The sequence below is a fragment of the Allobosea sp. GW821-FHT03A12 genome (assembly GCF_058986765.1).
Genome location: NZ_JBYSVZ010000007.1, coordinates 488,371 through 503,593 on the forward strand (window position 1 = coordinate 488,371; position 15,223 = coordinate 503,593).

General features: G+C 67.1%; 15 protein-coding genes. 13 read left to right on the plus strand and 2 right to left on the minus strand.

Annotation, left to right across the window (positions count from 1 at the left end):
• The 5 genes from AC3WLC_RS27690 to AC3WLC_RS27710 all read left to right on the plus strand — a co-directional run bounded on the left by AC3WLC_RS27690 (position 1) and on the right by AC3WLC_RS27710 (position 4,213).
• Complete coding sequence (locus AC3WLC_RS27690) at positions 1 to 279, plus strand: (2Fe-2S)-binding protein (RefSeq protein WP_493687099.1); 279 nt, start codon at positions 1 to 3, stop codon at positions 277 to 279.
• A complete protein-coding gene (locus tag AC3WLC_RS27695; RefSeq protein WP_493687100.1) occupies positions 276 to 1,694 on the plus strand; it encodes an FAD/NAD(P)-dependent oxidoreductase in 1,419 nt (472 codons plus the stop codon). The genes AC3WLC_RS27690 and AC3WLC_RS27695 overlap by 4 nt, the downstream gene beginning before the upstream one ends.
• Positions 1,691 to 2,794: an NAD(P)/FAD-dependent oxidoreductase gene (locus AC3WLC_RS27700; RefSeq protein WP_493687101.1), complete on the plus strand. Its 1,104-nt coding sequence runs from the start codon at positions 1,691 to 1,693 to the stop codon at positions 2,792 to 2,794. The genes AC3WLC_RS27695 and AC3WLC_RS27700 overlap by 4 nt, the downstream gene beginning before the upstream one ends.
• 97 nt (positions 2,795 to 2,891) lie before the next feature.
• Positions 2,892 to 3,521: a protocatechuate 3,4-dioxygenase subunit alpha gene (gene pcaG / locus AC3WLC_RS27705; protein WP_493687102.1), complete on the plus strand. Its 630-nt coding sequence runs from the start codon at positions 2,892 to 2,894 to the stop codon at positions 3,519 to 3,521.
• Between the two features lie 14 nt (positions 3,522 to 3,535).
• Positions 3,536 to 4,213, plus strand: coding sequence for a dioxygenase family protein (locus AC3WLC_RS27710; protein WP_493687103.1), 678 nt, complete (start codon positions 3,536 to 3,538; stop codon positions 4,211 to 4,213).
• A 189-nt stretch (positions 4,214 to 4,402) separates the two neighbouring features.
• On the opposite strand, the gene AC3WLC_RS27715 is transcribed toward AC3WLC_RS27710, so the two are convergent.
• Positions 4,403 to 5,314 (minus strand): DMT family transporter, encoded by a 912-nt coding sequence (locus AC3WLC_RS27715; RefSeq protein ID WP_493687104.1) that lies wholly within the window; start codon positions 5,312 to 5,314, stop codon positions 4,403 to 4,405.
• A gap of 122 nt (positions 5,315 to 5,436) precedes the next feature.
• Between AC3WLC_RS27715 and AC3WLC_RS27720 the strand changes: the two genes are divergently transcribed.
• Entirely contained in the window at positions 5,437 to 6,363 is a 927-nt protein-coding gene (locus AC3WLC_RS27720; protein WP_493687105.1) for a LysR substrate-binding domain-containing protein, read from the plus strand.
• Here the strand turns inward: AC3WLC_RS27720 and AC3WLC_RS27725 are convergent.
• Entirely contained in the window at positions 6,354 to 7,679 is a 1,326-nt protein-coding gene (locus AC3WLC_RS27725) for an MFS transporter (RefSeq protein ID WP_493687106.1), read from the minus strand. The genes AC3WLC_RS27720 and AC3WLC_RS27725 overlap by 10 nt on opposite strands.
• 184 nt (positions 7,680 to 7,863) lie before the next feature.
• Between AC3WLC_RS27725 and cyoA the strand changes: the two genes are divergently transcribed.
• From cyoA to AC3WLC_RS27760, 7 genes are all read left to right on the plus strand, one after another.
• Positions 7,864 to 8,946: a ubiquinol oxidase subunit II gene (cyoA, locus tag AC3WLC_RS27730; RefSeq protein ID WP_493687107.1), complete on the plus strand. Its 1,083-nt coding sequence runs from the start codon at positions 7,864 to 7,866 to the stop codon at positions 8,944 to 8,946.
• Between the two features lie 25 nt (positions 8,947 to 8,971).
• Positions 8,972 to 10,972: a cytochrome o ubiquinol oxidase subunit I gene (gene cyoB, locus AC3WLC_RS27735; RefSeq protein WP_493687108.1), complete on the plus strand. Its 2,001-nt coding sequence runs from the start codon at positions 8,972 to 8,974 to the stop codon at positions 10,970 to 10,972.
• 9 nt (positions 10,973 to 10,981) lie between these two features.
• Positions 10,982 to 11,611: a cytochrome o ubiquinol oxidase subunit III gene (cyoC, locus tag AC3WLC_RS27740; protein WP_493687109.1), complete on the plus strand. Its 630-nt coding sequence runs from the start codon at positions 10,982 to 10,984 to the stop codon at positions 11,609 to 11,611.
• On the plus strand, positions 11,608 to 11,991 hold the full coding sequence (gene cyoD, locus AC3WLC_RS27745) for a cytochrome o ubiquinol oxidase subunit IV (RefSeq protein ID WP_346362877.1): 384 nt from the start codon (positions 11,608 to 11,610) through the stop codon (positions 11,989 to 11,991). The genes cyoC and cyoD overlap by 4 nt, the downstream gene beginning before the upstream one ends.
• A gap of 11 nt (positions 11,992 to 12,002) precedes the next feature.
• A complete protein-coding gene (locus AC3WLC_RS27750; protein ID WP_493687111.1) occupies positions 12,003 to 12,746 on the plus strand; it encodes an SURF1 family protein in 744 nt (247 codons plus the stop codon).
• 129 nt (positions 12,747 to 12,875) lie between these two features.
• Entirely contained in the window at positions 12,876 to 13,760 is an 885-nt protein-coding gene (locus AC3WLC_RS27755; RefSeq protein WP_493687112.1) for a MurR/RpiR family transcriptional regulator, read from the plus strand.
• A gap of 298 nt (positions 13,761 to 14,058) precedes the next feature.
• Positions 14,059 to 15,207 carry a mandelate racemase/muconate lactonizing enzyme family protein gene (locus AC3WLC_RS27760; RefSeq protein ID WP_493687113.1) on the plus strand — a complete coding sequence of 383 codons (1,149 nt, stop codon included), beginning with the start codon at positions 14,059 to 14,061 and terminating at the stop codon, positions 15,205 to 15,207.
• The last annotated feature ends 16 nt before the right edge of the window (positions 15,208 to 15,223 follow it).

Genomic DNA, 15,223 nt, shown 5'->3' on the forward strand with positions numbered 1-15,223 from the left:
ATGGCAGGCGACCTGCGCATCGGCTCCGCCTGGACGCGGACGGTCAGCTTTCGTTTCGACGGCGAGACGCTGACCGCGCGGGAAGGCGAAACGCTCGCCGCCGCGCTCTATGCGCAGGGACGGCGCACATTGCGCATGAGCCGCGACGATGGCGGCCCGCGCAGCGCCTTCTGCTTCATGGGCGTTTGCCAGGAATGCGTCGTCTCGATCGACGGGCGGCTGACGGAAGCCTGCCGCACGCCGGTGCATGAGGGCCTGGTCGTGGAGTCGGTGCGATGAGCGACTACGACCTCATCGTGCTCGGTGCCGGCCCCGCCGGAGCGGCCGCGGCGATCAAGGCCCGCAGCCTCGGCCTTTCCGTCGCCGTGATCGACGAAGCACAGGCAGCCGGCGGCCAGGTCTACCGCGCGCCCTCCCCCGCACTGACGGCGACGCAGCCCGATGCCGACCGCGCGAAAGGTGATGCATTGCGGGCAAGCCTCGCCGCCAGCGGCGCCGTTCTCTACGCTAGCCATCGTGTCTGGTCGCTGACACCGGATTTCTCCGTCATCGCGATCGGTCCCGACGGCCCGCTGACGCTCCAAGCGCCCAATCTCATCGTCGCCGCCGGTGCCGTCGAGCGGCATATCCCGGTCGTCGGCTGGACCTTGCCCGGCGTGATCGGGCTGGCGGGCGCCACCATCCTGCTCAAGGCCCATGGCGTGCTGCCGGGGCGCCGTGTCGTCGTCGCCGGCTCCGGCCCGCTGCTCTTGCTTGTCGCCAGCAAGATCATCGCAGCCGATGGCGAGGTCGCCGCCGTGATCGATGCCGCGCCGCGCGCCGGCTGGCTCGCCCGGGCCGGCGCCATGCTGGCGCGGCCCGATCTGATGTCGAAAGGTGCGGGCTGGCTGCTCACGCTGCTGAAGGCGCGGGTTCCGATTCATTCCGGCGCGGCGATCCGCACCATCCACGGCACCGACGGCGTCGAAGCTGTCACGATCGGCCCCGTCGATCGAGAGTGGCGGCCAGTCGACGCTGCCGAGCGGACAATTGGAGCCGATGCCGTCTGCCTCGGCTTCGGTCTGCTGCCCGCGACCGAGGTCACGCGGCTGCTCGGCGCCGAGCATCGCTATGAGCCCGTACTGGGTGGCTGGATCCCCGCCGTGGACGCCTCGCTGCAAACCTCCGTGCCCGGCCTCTTCGTCGCCGGCGATGGCGCTGGTGTGCGCGGAGCCGATGCCGCCCCGCTCTCCGGCGAGCTCGCGGCGCTCGGCGTGCTGCGACGGCTCGGGCGTGGCGGCGAACTCGCCAGCGAGGCGACGAAGATTGAAGCCGCCTGGCACAGATCGGCACGCTTCGGCGCAGCGATGTCGGCGCTCGCCATGCCGCCGCCCGGCGCCACCGCGATGATCGCTGCCGGGACGACCGTCTGCCGCTGCGAAGGCCTCACCCGCGCCACCCTCGACGCTGCGATCATGGCCGGCGCTCGGACCCTCGCCGATCTCAAGGCGACGACGCGCTGCGGCATGGGGCCCTGCGGCGGCCGCGTCTGCGGCGAGGCGGCAGCGATGCTGATCGCCGCCGCAACCGGTTGGGATCGTCAGACGATCGGCCAGCCGAGCGCCCGTCCGCCCTTGCGACCGGTGCCGCTCGCCGCGATCACCGGCGCGTTCGACTATGACGACCTGCCGATCCCGGCCCCGGCTCCGCTATGAGCACGCTCTACGATCTCGCCGTCATCGGCGGCGGCATTCTGGGCAGCGCCGCCGCCTGCCGCGCCGCGGAAGGCGGCATGCGCACGATCGTCGTCGAGCGGCAGACGCTCGGCAGCGGCGCCTCGGGCGTCAATGCCGGCACGCTCTCGCTGCAAATCAAGCGCGTCAAGCTGATGCCCTATGCGATCAAGGGCCATGAGCTCTGGGAGCAGGCTGGCGAGCGCGTCGGCTTCCACAAGACCGGCGGCATCACCCTTGCCTTCAACCAGCGTGAGGCCGAGCTGCTGCATGAGCGCATGGCGCTGAAGCGCGAGGCCGGTGCGCCAATCGAGCTGATCACGCCGGCGCGCGTCGCCGAGCTCGAATCCAATCTGTCGCGCAAGGTGGTCGCGGCGAGCTGGTGCGCCGAGGACGGCTACGCCAATGCCAGCCTGTCCGGCGCCTATTACCGCACTTTGCTCGAAGCGGCTGACGTCGAGATCCGCGAACGTACGCCGGTCACGGCGATCGACCGCAGCGGCGCCTTCGAGCTCGCGACGCCAGCGGGAACGATCCGCGCGACCCGTCTGCTGCTCGCTTGCGGCGCCTGGCTTGGGAGAGCCGGCACGATGATCGGGCTCGACCTGCCGGTCCGCGCCCGCGTCAACACTGTCTCGGTCACCGAGCGCGGCCCGGCCCTCGTCGGCACGGTGATCGGCCACGCGACCGGCCTGCTCACCTTGAAGCAGAAGCCGAATGGCAGCGTCCTGATCGGCGGCGGCTGGCAGGGCACCGGCTCGCCGGACGAGGGCCGCGGCTCGGTCGATCCCGCGACGCTGCTACCCAATCTGCGGCTCGCCATGTTCGCTGTGCCGGGGCTCGATCGTTTCCGCGTGGTGCGCTCCTGGACCGGTTTCGAGGCCAATGTGCCGGATTTCTACCCGCTCGCCGGCTCCGCGCCCGGCATCGACAATGCCTTCCTGCTCGGCTGCGTCCGCGGCGGCTACACCATCGGCCCCTATATCGGCGCGCTGATGGGCGACCTCATCCTCGGCCGCGAGCCGGAGCTGCCGCTCTTCGATCCCGGCCGCTTCGCGACGGCGGCCTCAGCGGCGGCTTGATCTTGGCGCTACGTTGATCAAACAGAGTTTTGTATATAAACAAACCTGACCAAGGGAGGGACGGCATGTCGCAGGAATCGTCGATCGAGGTCGCGCGATGAGCGAGGCGCCCGTCACCACCAACCGGCTCGCGCCGCTGGCCGAGGACACGGTCGGTCCCTACTACCCCTATTCCTTCATCGACGGCGACCGCAGCGACCTGACGCACCTGCATCATGGGCTGAGCGTCGGCCCGCAAGGGCAGCAGATCGTCCTGCGTGGGCGCCTGCTCGATAGCGACGGTGCCATCGTCGACGACGCGCTGGTCGAGTTCTGGCAGGCAAACGCCGCCGGCATCCTGCGCACGCCGGACAATGGCGGCCACCCACTGCTCGACCCGTTCTTCGATGGCTTCGGCCGGCTGATCACCACGACTCAGCCCTTCGCCTTCAGGACGATCAAGCCCGGCGCGCTTCCTGCCGAGGGCGGCCTGGCGGCGCGCGCGCCGCACATCACCGTGACGATGTTCTCCGACGGCATCACGCGGCTGGTCACGCAGGTCTTCTTCGACGACGAGCCGGAGGCGAATGCGCAGGACCCGCTGCTCGCGAGCCTGCCGGCGGAGCTGCGAGAGCGCCTGATCGCCAGGCGGGTCGAGGCGCCGGCGGACGGCCCTGTCGTCTACGAGATCGCGATCGTGATGCGCGGCCCGGGCGAGACGCCCTTCTTCGACGATCTTTCGAGCTGAGCGGAGGGCAAGCGATGTCCCTGATCATCGACCGCGGCCGCCTGATGCTGCCGGGCCCCACCGACGGGGCAGCCGAGCGGCGCGTGCCGAGCGAACGGCTGCATCTCATTCCGGAAGCCGCGCGGCGCAGTTTCGTGCCCTGGGTCGCCGACCTGCCAGGCCTCAAGCTCGGCGAGAACGACCTGACCCGGATCGCGCCGGGCCGGCCGCAGGCGCAGGGCGAGGTCATCGAGATCTCCGGTCATGTCCTCGACGAGTTCGGCCGCCCAGTCCGCAACACGCTGGTCGAGGTCTGGAACGCCAATAAATGGGGCCGCTACACCCATGTGAAGGACCCGGTGCGCGAGCGGCTTGATCCGAACTTCCTCGGCTTCGGCCGGACGATGACCGACGAGGCCGGGCGCTACCGCTTCCGCACCATCATGCCCGGCTCCTATCTGGCGCGGCCGGATATCGACCGCTGGCGCCCGGCCCATGTCCATGTCTCGATCCGCGGCGGCTCGGCGCGGCTGATCGCCCAGATGTATTTCGCCGGCGATCCGCATCTGGCCCGCGACCCGATGTTCATCCTGCTCGGCGAAGCGCAGCCGCGCCATTTCGGCAACCTGACCGGGCAAGGCCCCAACGGCGAGGCGCTTTATCGCTGGGACATCGTGATCGGCGGGCGCAACACCGCCTATTTCGAGAGCTGAGGCAGGATCTTCAGAGACCCCGTCATTCCGGGGCAGGCCAAAGGCCTGAGCCCGGAACCCAGAACCGATGCGATCTCCGGAAACGCGCATCGATCGCAGCAGCATCATCACGACCGACATCGGTTCTGGGTTCCGGGCTCGACGCTTCGCGTCGCCCCGGAATGACAAGGGCACTTGGGCAAAAAAGCTCTACGCAACCTTGCGCCGCTCGGTGACGGTGAGCGCGAGCCCTCCAAGCACCAGCAGGACGCCGAGCACGAAGAACAATCCCAGCTCGTCGCCGAACATCACGGCGGCGGCCGCGACGCCGACGACCGGCTGGAGATACTGGATGCCGGCGGCGATCCGTGCCGGCACCGTGCGCAGCAGGTGCAGCCAGAGGAACAGCCCCGCCACCGTCACGACGATGCCGAGATAGACCGCCGTCGCGAGGCCCGTGGTCGTGACCTGGAACGGCACATGCCACATCTCCCAGGCCGCCCAGGGCAGGAGCGCCAGGAAACCGAAGACGGTGCTCCAGGCAGCGACGGTCGCAGTGCCGTATTGCTCGGTGAGCTCGACGCTCCAGACATAGTAGAAGGCGATGGTCAGGGCCGAGAGCAGCACCAGCGCCGCACTGGCGAGCGTAGTCTGCGACGTAGCAACGGCCGCGTCGCCACGGCCTGAGGCGACCAGTGCGATGCCGGCGAAGGCCGCCAGCAATCCCAGCGCCTGGAGGCCCGACACCGGTTGCCGCAAGCGCGCCGCCGCGAAGACGACGACGAAGATCGGAATGGTCGCGGAGATGATGGTCGCGACCGAGGCCGAGGTGCCGACGACGCCGAAGGTCTGCGCTACCTGCCCGATGCCGATGCCGAGCACGCCGAGCGCGGCGACGCGCGGCAGCGCCCGGCGCGGCAGGCGCTGCTTGCCGATGACAAGCAGGAACATCAGCGGCAGGGCGATCCCGAAGCGCAGCGCGGTCAGTGTCAGCGGCGGCAGCGTGAGCAGGCCGAGCTTGGTGATCGGAATCGAAACACCCCACATCAGCGCCAGCAGCAGCATCGCCGCGAAGCTGCCGGCGGATGGGCTGTAGCGGGTGGCCAGTGCCGTTTGGCTCATGAGACGGTCTGTCTTGCTTGGGAGGCGTGACGGCGAAGGATTGCGCGATCGCAGCCTGTAGGTCGTCCGGCGCCGTCCGACAAACCATTTGTCGTCACGTAACGAGTGAGCCAAACTCACGCATGATGTCGATCTTCGCGCGCCTTCCACCGTTGCAGACGCTCCGCGCCTTCGAGGCCGCAGGGCGGCTGTCGAGCATGACGCTGGCGGCGCAGGAGCTGAACCTCACCCACGGCGCGGTGAGCCGCCATGTGAAGACGCTGGAAGCGCATCTGGGCGTCGCCCTGTTCGAACGCATGACCCGGCGGATCGTGCTGACCGAGGCCGGCGCCGAGTTCCTCGCGGTCGTCGCCCGTAGCCTGGCCGAGCTGACGCGCGAAGCCGAGCGCCTGCGCAGCCTGAACGTCGCGACGCGCCTGACGCTCAGCACGAGCGTGTCCCTCGCCAGCAAATGGCTGGCGCCGCGGCTGCACCGGCTGATGGTGCGCGTGCCGGACTACGACGTCCATCTCGACGTCACCGACATCAATGTCGAGCTGGCCGACGGGCGCATCGATGCGGCCGTGCGCTACGGCACTGGGCAATACTCCAACGCCGTCGCGGAGCGGATCCTCGACGAGACCGTCACGCCGGTGTGCAGCCCCGCTTATTTGAGCGAGATCGGCGCCCGGGTGTCGCCGACGGAGCTGACGGGCTGCATCCTGCTACATGAGGACCGCATGCTGGCGAACTGGGAGCAGTGGTTCGCTCTGGCGGGCCTGGCGAAGCTGCGCAGCCGCGGCCCGGCCTACAGCCATGGCAGCCTCGCGATCGAAGCGGCGCTGCGCGGCGAAGGCGTCGCGCTCGGGCGCAGCGTGCTCGTGGCAGAGGACCTCGTCGCTGGACGCCTCGTCGCCCCCTTCCCGCAGCTGACGCTCAAGGCGGAGCGCGGCTACGATCTGGTCTATCGCCCCGGCAACCAGGACCATCCCAAAGTCCGCGCCGTCCGCGATTGGCTCACCGACGAGATCCGGCTTTTCCTCGGCGGAGCAGCGCCGGCTCACTCGTAGCGTGCTTCCAGCCGCCGATCGATCGTCAGCGCCGCCAGCGTGCAGAGCGCGCCAGAGAGCAGGTAGACGCCGACCCAGGCGAGACCGAAGCCGCTCGACACCGTCAGCGCCACCAGCGGCGCGAAGCCGGCGCCGAGCAGCCAGGCGAGGTCGGAGGTCAGCGCCGCGCCGGTGTAGCGGTAGTTCGCGCCGAAGCTGCTCGCGACCGCGCCGGCCGTCTGGCCATAGGACAGGCCGAGCAGACCGAAGCCGATGATCACATAGATCGTCTGTCCCGCCTGGCTGTCGCCGAAGAGCAGCGGCGCGACGATGCTCGACAGGCTGAACAGGCCGATCATCGCGCCGGAGAGCAGCAGCGTGTTGCGGCGCCCGATCTGGTCGGCGATCAGGCCGGAGGTGACGATCGCCCCGGCCCCGACGACGCCGCCGGCCGCCTGCACCAGCAGGAACTCCGAAACCGAGCGGTTGGTGAAGAGGTTGATCCAGCTGACCGGGAAGATGGTGACGAGGTGGAAGAGCGCAAAGCTCGCCAGCGGCACGAAAGCGCCGAGGATGAGCGTGCTGCCATGGGCGCGGATCAGCTCGGAGGTCCGCACCGGCACGAGCTCGCGCGTTTGCATCAGTTCCGCGAATTCATGCGTCGCGACCATGCGCAAGCGGGCAAACAGCGCGACGACGTTGATCGTCAGCGCGACGAAGAAGGGATAGCGCCAGCCCCAGTCGAGGAAATCCTGCTTCGAGAGCGCGCCCTCGAAATAGGCGAAGAGACCGGCGGCGAGGATGAAGCCGAAGGGCGCGCCGAGCTGCGGCAGCATGGCGTACCAGCCGCGCCGATTCGCAGGCGCATTCAGCGCCAGCAACGATGCCAGCCCGTCCCAGGCGCCGCCGAGCGCGATGCCCTGCAGCAGGCGGAAGGCCGCGAGGATGACGCAGGACCAGATGCCGATCGTCTGGTAGCCCGGCAGGAAGGCGATGGCCGCCGTCGAGCCGCCGAGCAGGAAAAGCGCCGCAGTGAGCTTGGCCGCGCGACCGAAATTGCGGTCGATCGCGAAGAACAGCACCGAGCCGAGCGGCCGCGTCACGAAGGCGAGCGCGAAGATGCCGAACGAGTAGAGCGTGCCGGTGAGTCGGTCGACGAAGGGAAAGACCAGCTCGGGGAACACCAGCACGCAGCCGAGGCCGAAGACGAAGAAGTCGAAATATTCCGAGGTTCGCCCGATGATGACGCCGAGCGCGATATCGGCGGGGGTGACGTGGTCCCGCCCGTGATCCTCCGCCGGAAGGGCCGATGACTGGACCGTCGCGTCAGCGCTCATGACCGCGAATTCCTAAGCTGGCGGCCGTCCGGAGAGACCGGACTTGCCCGCACCTCTGACAAATGGATACGGTGGATAGAAGCAACACGTCAAACTGCCGCAATGGGACAGATTGTCTTATGTGCGGCGCGAAAGAATGGACCTAGAGAACGGCGGTCCCCGGAACAGGGAGGTCTCGACTCTCTTGCGGATCTTTCGAGCGATAGCGGTTCTGCCGCTCTTTGCGCTGCTCGGCGGCTGCCAGTGGGTGCTGCTGGCACCGTCAGGCGATGTTGCGCTGCAGCAACGAAACCTCCTATTGGCCTCCACGGCGCTGATGCTGCTCGTCATCATCCCGGTGATGGCGCTGACGATCTTCTTCGCCTGGCGCTATCGCGCCTCGGCCAGGGCGACCTACGATCCCGACTGGAACCATTCGCTGCCGCTCGAGGTGGTGATCTGGTCGGTGCCGCTGCTGATCATCATCGTCATCGGCGCGATGACCTGGATGGGCACGCACCTGCTCGATCCCTACCGGCCGCTCAACCGCATCAGCGCCAGCAAGCCGGTGGTCGAGGCGCGGGCGGGCAGCACCGCGATCCGGAAGCAGCCGCTGGTGATCCAGGTCGTGGCGCTCGACTGGAAATGGCTCTTCCTCTATCCGGCGCAGGGCATCGCCTCGCTCAACGAGGTGGTGGCGCCGGTCGACCAGCCGATCGAGTTCCGCATCACCTCCTCCGCGGTGATGAACTCGCTCTTCATTCCCGCGCTCGCCGGCCAGATCTACGCCATGCCCGGCATGCAGACCAAGCTCAACGCCGTGATCAACCATCCCGGCGAATTCGAGGGCTTCTCGGCCAATTACAGCGGCGCCGGCTTCTCCGACATGCGCTTCCGCTTCCGCGGCGTCGACGATGCGGCCTTCGGCGACTGGGTGCAGGGCGCGATCCGGGGCGGCACCACGCTCGGGCGCGAGGAATACCTCGTGCTGGAGCGGCCGAGCGAGCGCGAGCCGGTCCGCCATTTCCGTGACATCCCATCCGATCTCTTCACCGCCATCCTCAACATGTGCGTCGACCGCGCCAAGATGTGCACGCGCGACATGATGGCGATGGACGCCAGGGGCGGCGGCGGCAAGGAGGGCATCCATACCGTCACAGCGCTCGAATACGACAAGAGCGTGCGCCGCGGCGGGCAGCCATTGCCGCCACGCCCCTTCGTGATGGCGATCTGCACGCCGACCGATGTCTACGGCGCTGCGGGCGTAACCGCCCGCGCCGTCAACTGAGCCGCACTCGCGAGCCGAGGGACCGATGACTTCCTATCCCGACTGGTGGAAGCTTCTCTTCGGACGCTTCACCCTCGAAGCGATCCCCTATCACGAGCCGATCCTGATCGGGACCTTCATCGGCGTGGCGCTGGGTGGGATCGCGCTCGTCGCGCTGATCACCCGCTACAAGCTCTGGGGCTATCTCTGGCACGAGTGGTTCACCAGCGTCGACCACAAGAAGATCGGGGTCATGTACATGATCCTCGGTGTCGTCATGCTGCTGCGCGGCTTCTCCGACGCGCTGATGATGCGCGGTCAGCAGGCGATCGCCTTCGCCGGCAATGAGGGCTATCTGCCGCCGCACCATTACGACCAGGTCTTCACCGCCCATGGCGTGATCATGATCTTCTTCGTGGCGATGCCCTTCGTCACCGGCCTGATGAACTATGTCGTGCCGCTGCAGATCGGCGCCCGCGACGTCGCCTTCCCCTTCCTCAACAATTTCAGCTTCTGGATGACCGTCGGCGGCGCCGTGCTGATCATGGCCTCGCTCTTCATCGGCGAGTTCGCCAAGGTCGGCTGGCTCGCCTATCCGCCGCTGTCGGGGGCCGCTTACTCGCCCGGGGTAGGCATGGACTACTATCTCTGGGGCCTGCAGATCGCAGGCATCGGCACGACCTTGTCCGGCGTCAACCTGATCGCGACCATCGTCAAGATGCGCGCGCCCGGCATGGACATGATGAAGATGCCGGTCTTCACCTGGACGTCGCTCTGCACCAACGTGCTGATCGTCGCGACCTTCCCGATCCTGGCGGCGACGCTCGCTTTGCTGACGCTCGACCGCTATGTCGGCACCAATTTCTTCACGAACGATCTCGGCGGCAACCCGATGATGTACGTGAACCTGATCTGGATCTGGGGCCACCCGGAGGTCTACATCCTGATCCTGCCGATCTTCGGCGTCTATTCCGAGGTGGCCTCGACCTTCTGCGGCAAGCGCCTCTTCGGCTACACCTCGATGGTCTATGCGACGGTGGTCATCACCATCCTGTCCTACCTGGTCTGGCTGCACCACTTCTTCACGATGGGCTCGGGCGCCAGCGTGAACTCCTTCTTCGGCATCACCACGATGATCATCTCGATCCCGACGGGAGCGAAGATCTTCAACTGGCTGTTCACGATGTATCGCGGCCGCATCCGCTTCGAACTGCCGATGATGTGGCTCCTCGCCTTCATGATCACTTTCGTCATCGGCGGCATGACCGGCGTCATGCTCGCGGTGCCGCCGGCCGATTTCGTGCTGCACAACAGCCTGTTCCTGATCGCCCATTTCCACAACGTCATCATCGGCGGCGTGGTCTTCGGCGTCTTCGCCGGCATCGCCTACTGGTTCCCCAAGGCCTTCGGCTTCAGGCTCGAGCCGTTCTGGGGCCATCTCTCCTTCTGGTTCTGGGTGATCGGCTTCTACGTCGCCTTCATGCCGCTCTACATCCTCGGCCTGATGGGCGTGACGCGGCGCCTCAGCCGCTTCGAGGACCCGTCTTTGCAGATCTGGTTCGTAATCGCGGCAGCGGGCGCCCTGCTGATCGCGGCCGGCATCCTCTGCTTCCTGATCCAGATCGGCGTCAGCATCCTGCGCCGCGAGCAGCTGCGCGATACGACCGGCGACCCCTGGGACGGGCGCACGCTGGAATGGTCGACCTCCTCGCCGCCGCCGGCCTACAACTTCGCCTTCACGCCGATCGTGCATGACCACGACGCCTGGGCCGACATGAAAAAGCGCGGCTATAGCCGCCCGCTCGAAGGCTTCCGGCCGATCCATATGCCCCGGAACACCGGCGCCGGCGTGATCATCGCCGGGCTGGCGACGCTCTGCGGCTTCGCCCTGATCTGGTACATCTGGTGGCTGGCGGCGCTCTCCTTCGTCGGCGTGCTCGCGGCCGTGATCATCCACACCTTCAACTACGATCGCGACTTCAACATCCCGGCCGACGAGGTCGTGCAGGCGGAAGATGCGCGCACCCAGCTTCTGGGCCGGGCCTGAGGGGCGATGATGGCTAATCCGACAGCGCAGGCCGCAGGCACCGCCCCGGCATTCTACGTCACCGAGGAAGAGCACGCGCACCCGGGCGGCTCGACCATGCTCGGCTTCTGGCTCTATCTGATGAGCGACTGCCTGGTCTTCGCAGTCCTCTTCGCGACCCATGGCGTGCTCGGGCGTAACTATGCCGCCGGGCCCTCCGGCGCCGACCTGTTCGACCTGCGGCTGGTGGCGGTCAACACCGCCATGCTGCTGTTCTCCTCGATCACCTATGGCTTCGCCATGCTGGCGATGGACAAGGGCCGGCAGGCGGCCATGCAGGGTTGGCTGGTGGTCACCGCCCTCTTCGGCCTCGCCTTCCTCGCGATCGAGCTCTACGAGTTCGCGCACCTGATCCACGAAGGCGCGACGCCGATGCGCAGCGCCTTCCTCTCCTCCTTCTTCGTGCTGGTCGGCACGCATGGACTGCACGTCACCTTCGGCCTGATCTGGCTCACCGTGCTGATGACGCAGGTCTCGAGGCTCGGGCTGATCGAGGCCAACCGGCGCCGGCTGATGTGCCTCAGCATGTTCTGGCACTTCCTCGACGTCGTCTGGATCGGCGTCTTCACCTTCGTCTACCTGATGGGCGTGCTGAAATGAGCGCTAGCCAGACCCCTGCCGAGGCCCATGGCCACGATCATGACGGGCACGACTCCCATGGCGCAGCGCATGGCAGCCTGCGCGGCTACATCACCGGCTTCCTGCTCTCCGTCGTCCTGACCGCGATCCCGTTCTGGCTCGTCATGAACGACGTGCTGGGTAATTCGACGCTGACGGCGATCGTGATCATGCTGTTCGCCGCCGTGCAGATCGTCGTGCACATGGTCTACTTCCTGCACATGAACAGCCGCTCGGAGGGTGGCTGGACCATGCTGGCGCTGATCTTCACCATCATCGTCGTCGCGATCGCGCTCGCCGGCTCGCTCTGGGTGATGTTCCACCTCAACACCAACATGATGCCCGACATGCACCGGATGTGAGGCTAAGGCCGGTGTCGGCCGGCGCGGAGCGACGGCGCGGCGCCGCCGCCCGAACGATCTTCGTTGCCGGGCTCTGCCTCATCACGCTGGTCTGCGCCGGGCTCGGCATCTGGCAGGTCCAGCGGCGCAGCTGGAAGCTCGACCTGATCGCCCGCACCGAGGAACGCCTGCGGGCCGCGCCGGTCACCGCCCCCGGTCCGGCGGACTGGCCGGCGATCACCGCCCGGACGGACGAGTATCGCCGCGTCGCCCTGCAAGGCCGTTACCTCGACGCGGCGGAGACGCTGACCATGGCTGTGACCGAACGCGGCCCCGGCTTCTGGGTGCTGGCGCCGTTCCGGGCCGATGCCGGCTTCACCGTCCTCGTCAATCGCGGCTTCGTGCCGGAAGACCAGCGCACGCCGGAGGCGAGACGCATGGCTGCCGGAAGCGAGGCGAAACTGGTCGGGCTTCTGCGGCTGAGCGAGCCGGGCGGCGGCTTCCTGCGCGCCAACGATCCCGCGGCGGGGCGCTGGTATTCCCGCGACGTCGCGGCGATCGCGCTGGCGCGGCAGCTTGGCCCGGTCGCTCCCTATTTCGTCGACGCCGACGCCACCGCCGAGCCCGGCCCGCTGCCGCAGGGCGGCATGACCCAGGTCGGCTTCCGCAACACCCATCTGATCTATGCGCTGACCTGGTTCTGCCTGGCCTTGATGAGTGCAGGGGCCGTGGCCTACCTGGTCAGAACCGGATCGGACGAGATCCAGCCTGACTGACAAGCGGCAGAACAAGCGCGTACGATAGCGTGTCGAAGGCCTTGGCTTGGCCGAATCCGCCCACACATGCCAAGACACGCAGATCAAGACGTGCGTCGCGCCGCGGTTGCGAGCGCCGGGAACAGGACGATGCGCCACGTGACCAGCCTGATCGATCGCATGCGGCTCGAAGCGCCCGAGATGAACCGGGCCGACCGCAGCGTCGCCGAGATCATTCTGGCGGATATCGACGGCGCGACACGGATCAGCACACGCGACCTCTCCGCCCAGGCGCAGGTCAGCGAGCCGACCGTGGTCCGCTTCGCCCGCCGCATGGGCTGCGACGGCTTCACCGACTTCAAGATCCGGCTGGCTCAGGAATATGCGATCGGCCGGATGTATCTCGCCGCCGAGCGCCAGCAGCCGGCAGACACCGGCAACCAGGTCGCCGAGCACGTCTACAATGCGACCGTGCAGGCCTTGGCCATGGCCTTCAACGACCACGACCCACAGGCGATCGAAGCGGCCGTCGACGTGCTCGACAAGGCGCGCCGGGTGTTCTGTTTCGGTGTCGGCGGCAGCTCGGCCAATGTCGCCGCCGAGGCGGAGAACCGGCTGTTCCGCCTCGATGTCGCGGCCTCCTCGACCGCCGATCCCTACCAGCAGCGCGTCATGGCCGCGACCTGCGGGCCGGAGGACGTCCTCCTGATCTTCTCGGTCACCGGCAAGCCGCGCTCGTTGCTCGACAGCGCCGAGATCGCCCGCAGCCAGGGCGCCGGGGTCGTCGCCGTCACCGATCCGCCGAGTCCGCTTGCCGCGCTCGCCAGCGTCCTGGTGCCGCTTCAGGCGTTCGACGAGGAGAAGTTCTTCTACATGCCCAATCGCGGCCGCTACGGACAGCTCTTCCTGCTCGACTGCATGGCGACGCTGCTGGGCGCCCGCCGCATGAAGATCGTCTCGAAGAAGCTCTGGCGTGCCCGCGCCACCCTGATCGCCCTGCACGGCAGCACCGAGGGCCAACCAATCGGCGATTGACTCGGGTTTAGTAGTTTTACTACATTTTCAGTTCCAGTGAATGGAACACGACAGCCAGGCGCGATCCCTCCGCGCGAAAACACACGCCAGAAATAAACTATATCAATAGGATAAACCAGGCCGCCTTGCCAAAGCGCGAGCCCTTGGCGGCGCCCTGAGCGGCAGCACGAAAGCTCGCCCGACAAGGCACGGATGAGCAGATTGCACAGGCTTTCATCTTCTCGATTGACAATAAATGTAATTTAGCTACATAGCCGGGCGCCGCGTCATGTGCCAACGATAGAAGACGAGCCAAGCCATGCAATCTGCCGATGGAACGATCGTTTCCTTCCAGTTCGATGAGGTCGTGGTTCCCGCCCATCCCGGCGTGATCAACTCGGACAGCCTGGCCAAGCCCCTGCACATGTTGCCCGTCGGCGGCAAGGCGAGCTGGAGCGTGCAGTTCGACGAATTGCCCAAGCTCATCGTCCGGATGACGCTGAAGAACGGCGTCGTCGGCATCGGCGAGTTCTACCGGGACCATGAATGGCCGCGCATCGAGGCGATCTGCGCCAACCTTCTCGGCCAGTCGGTGTTCGACCTGCCGCTCCAGGACCTGCCGCTGCCGCTCTGCCGCGAATATGACGGCTTCGAATGCGTGATCTGGGACGCCTATGCCAAGACGCTCGGCGTGCCGATGCATCGCCTGCTCGGCGGCGCCATCCGCGACCACGTCAATGTCAGCGCCTGGTCGAGCCATCGCACCCAGGACGAGGTCGGCCCCTGGGTGAAGCGCTATTTCGAGCAGGGCTACAAGGTCATCAAGTTCAAATGCGACCTCGAGGACGACGTCGCCGGCTGGTGCGGGCGCATCAAGGAATACGCACCCGGGATGAAGGTGATCTTCGATCCCAACCAGCGCTGGGAGAATTCCGGCAATGCCCGCCCGATCATCCAGGAGCTGGAGAAGGTCGGCAACGTCCTCTTGCTGGAAGACCCGCTGCCGCGCTGGATGCTGCAGGACTTCGCGGAACTCCGCCGCTTCTCCTCGATCCCGATCGTGCTGCACGTCTCCCTGCCTTACGTCTATCAGGGCCAGCGCCCGCATGACGCCATCAACGCCATCGCCCACGGCGCGGTGGACGGCTTCAACTTCAATTGCGGCCTCGCCAAGTTCCAGACGCTCGACCACATCGCCTCGACCGCCGGCGTCTATTGCTGGCACGGCTCCGAGGTCGATCTCGGCATCCTCGAAGCGATGTATGTGCATCAGGCCGCGGCGGCGAAGAGCTGCGTCTGGCCGAGCGACATCTTCGGCCGGATGATCCGCAGCCACGATCTGCTCGCCAAGCCGCTGACCTTCGAGCCGCCGCATGTGCGCATCCCCGATGAGGGAGCGGGCCTCGGCATCACCCTCGACGAAGCCGCCATCGCCCGCTTCCGCGTCGGCGGCCGCACCATCTCCTGAATAGCGAGCTCAGATC

Excerpts from the sequence above, each read along its gene's own strand:
- AC3WLC_RS27690 (WP_493687099.1), top strand. The coding sequence starts at position 1 with ATGGCAGGCGACCTGCGCATCGGCTCCGCCTGGACGCGGACGGTCAGC.
- AC3WLC_RS27695 (WP_493687100.1), top strand. The coding sequence starts at position 276 with ATGAGCGACTACGACCTCATCGTGCTCGGTGCCGGCCCCGCCGGAGCG.
- AC3WLC_RS27700 (WP_493687101.1), top strand. The coding sequence starts at position 1,691 with ATGAGCACGCTCTACGATCTCGCCGTCATCGGCGGCGGCATTCTGGGC.
- pcaG (WP_493687102.1), top strand. The coding sequence starts at position 2,892 with ATGAGCGAGGCGCCCGTCACCACCAACCGGCTCGCGCCGCTGGCCGAG.
- AC3WLC_RS27710 (WP_493687103.1), top strand. The coding sequence starts at position 3,536 with ATGTCCCTGATCATCGACCGCGGCCGCCTGATGCTGCCGGGCCCCACC.
- AC3WLC_RS27715 (WP_493687104.1), bottom strand. The coding sequence starts at position 5,314 with ATGAGCCAAACGGCACTGGCCACCCGCTACAGCCCATCCGCCGGCAGC.
- AC3WLC_RS27720 (WP_493687105.1), top strand. The coding sequence starts at position 5,437 with ATGATGTCGATCTTCGCGCGCCTTCCACCGTTGCAGACGCTCCGCGCC.
- AC3WLC_RS27725 (WP_493687106.1), bottom strand. The coding sequence starts at position 7,679 with ATGAGCGCTGACGCGACGGTCCAGTCATCGGCCCTTCCGGCGGAGGAT.
- cyoB (WP_493687108.1), top strand. The coding sequence starts at position 8,972 with ATGACTTCCTATCCCGACTGGTGGAAGCTTCTCTTCGGACGCTTCACC.
- cyoC (WP_493687109.1), top strand. The coding sequence starts at position 10,982 with ATGGCTAATCCGACAGCGCAGGCCGCAGGCACCGCCCCGGCATTCTAC.
- cyoD (WP_346362877.1), top strand. The coding sequence starts at position 11,608 with ATGAGCGCTAGCCAGACCCCTGCCGAGGCCCATGGCCACGATCATGAC.
- AC3WLC_RS27755 (WP_493687112.1), top strand. The coding sequence starts at position 12,876 with ATGCGCCACGTGACCAGCCTGATCGATCGCATGCGGCTCGAAGCGCCC.
- AC3WLC_RS27760 (WP_493687113.1), top strand. The coding sequence starts at position 14,059 with ATGCAATCTGCCGATGGAACGATCGTTTCCTTCCAGTTCGATGAGGTC.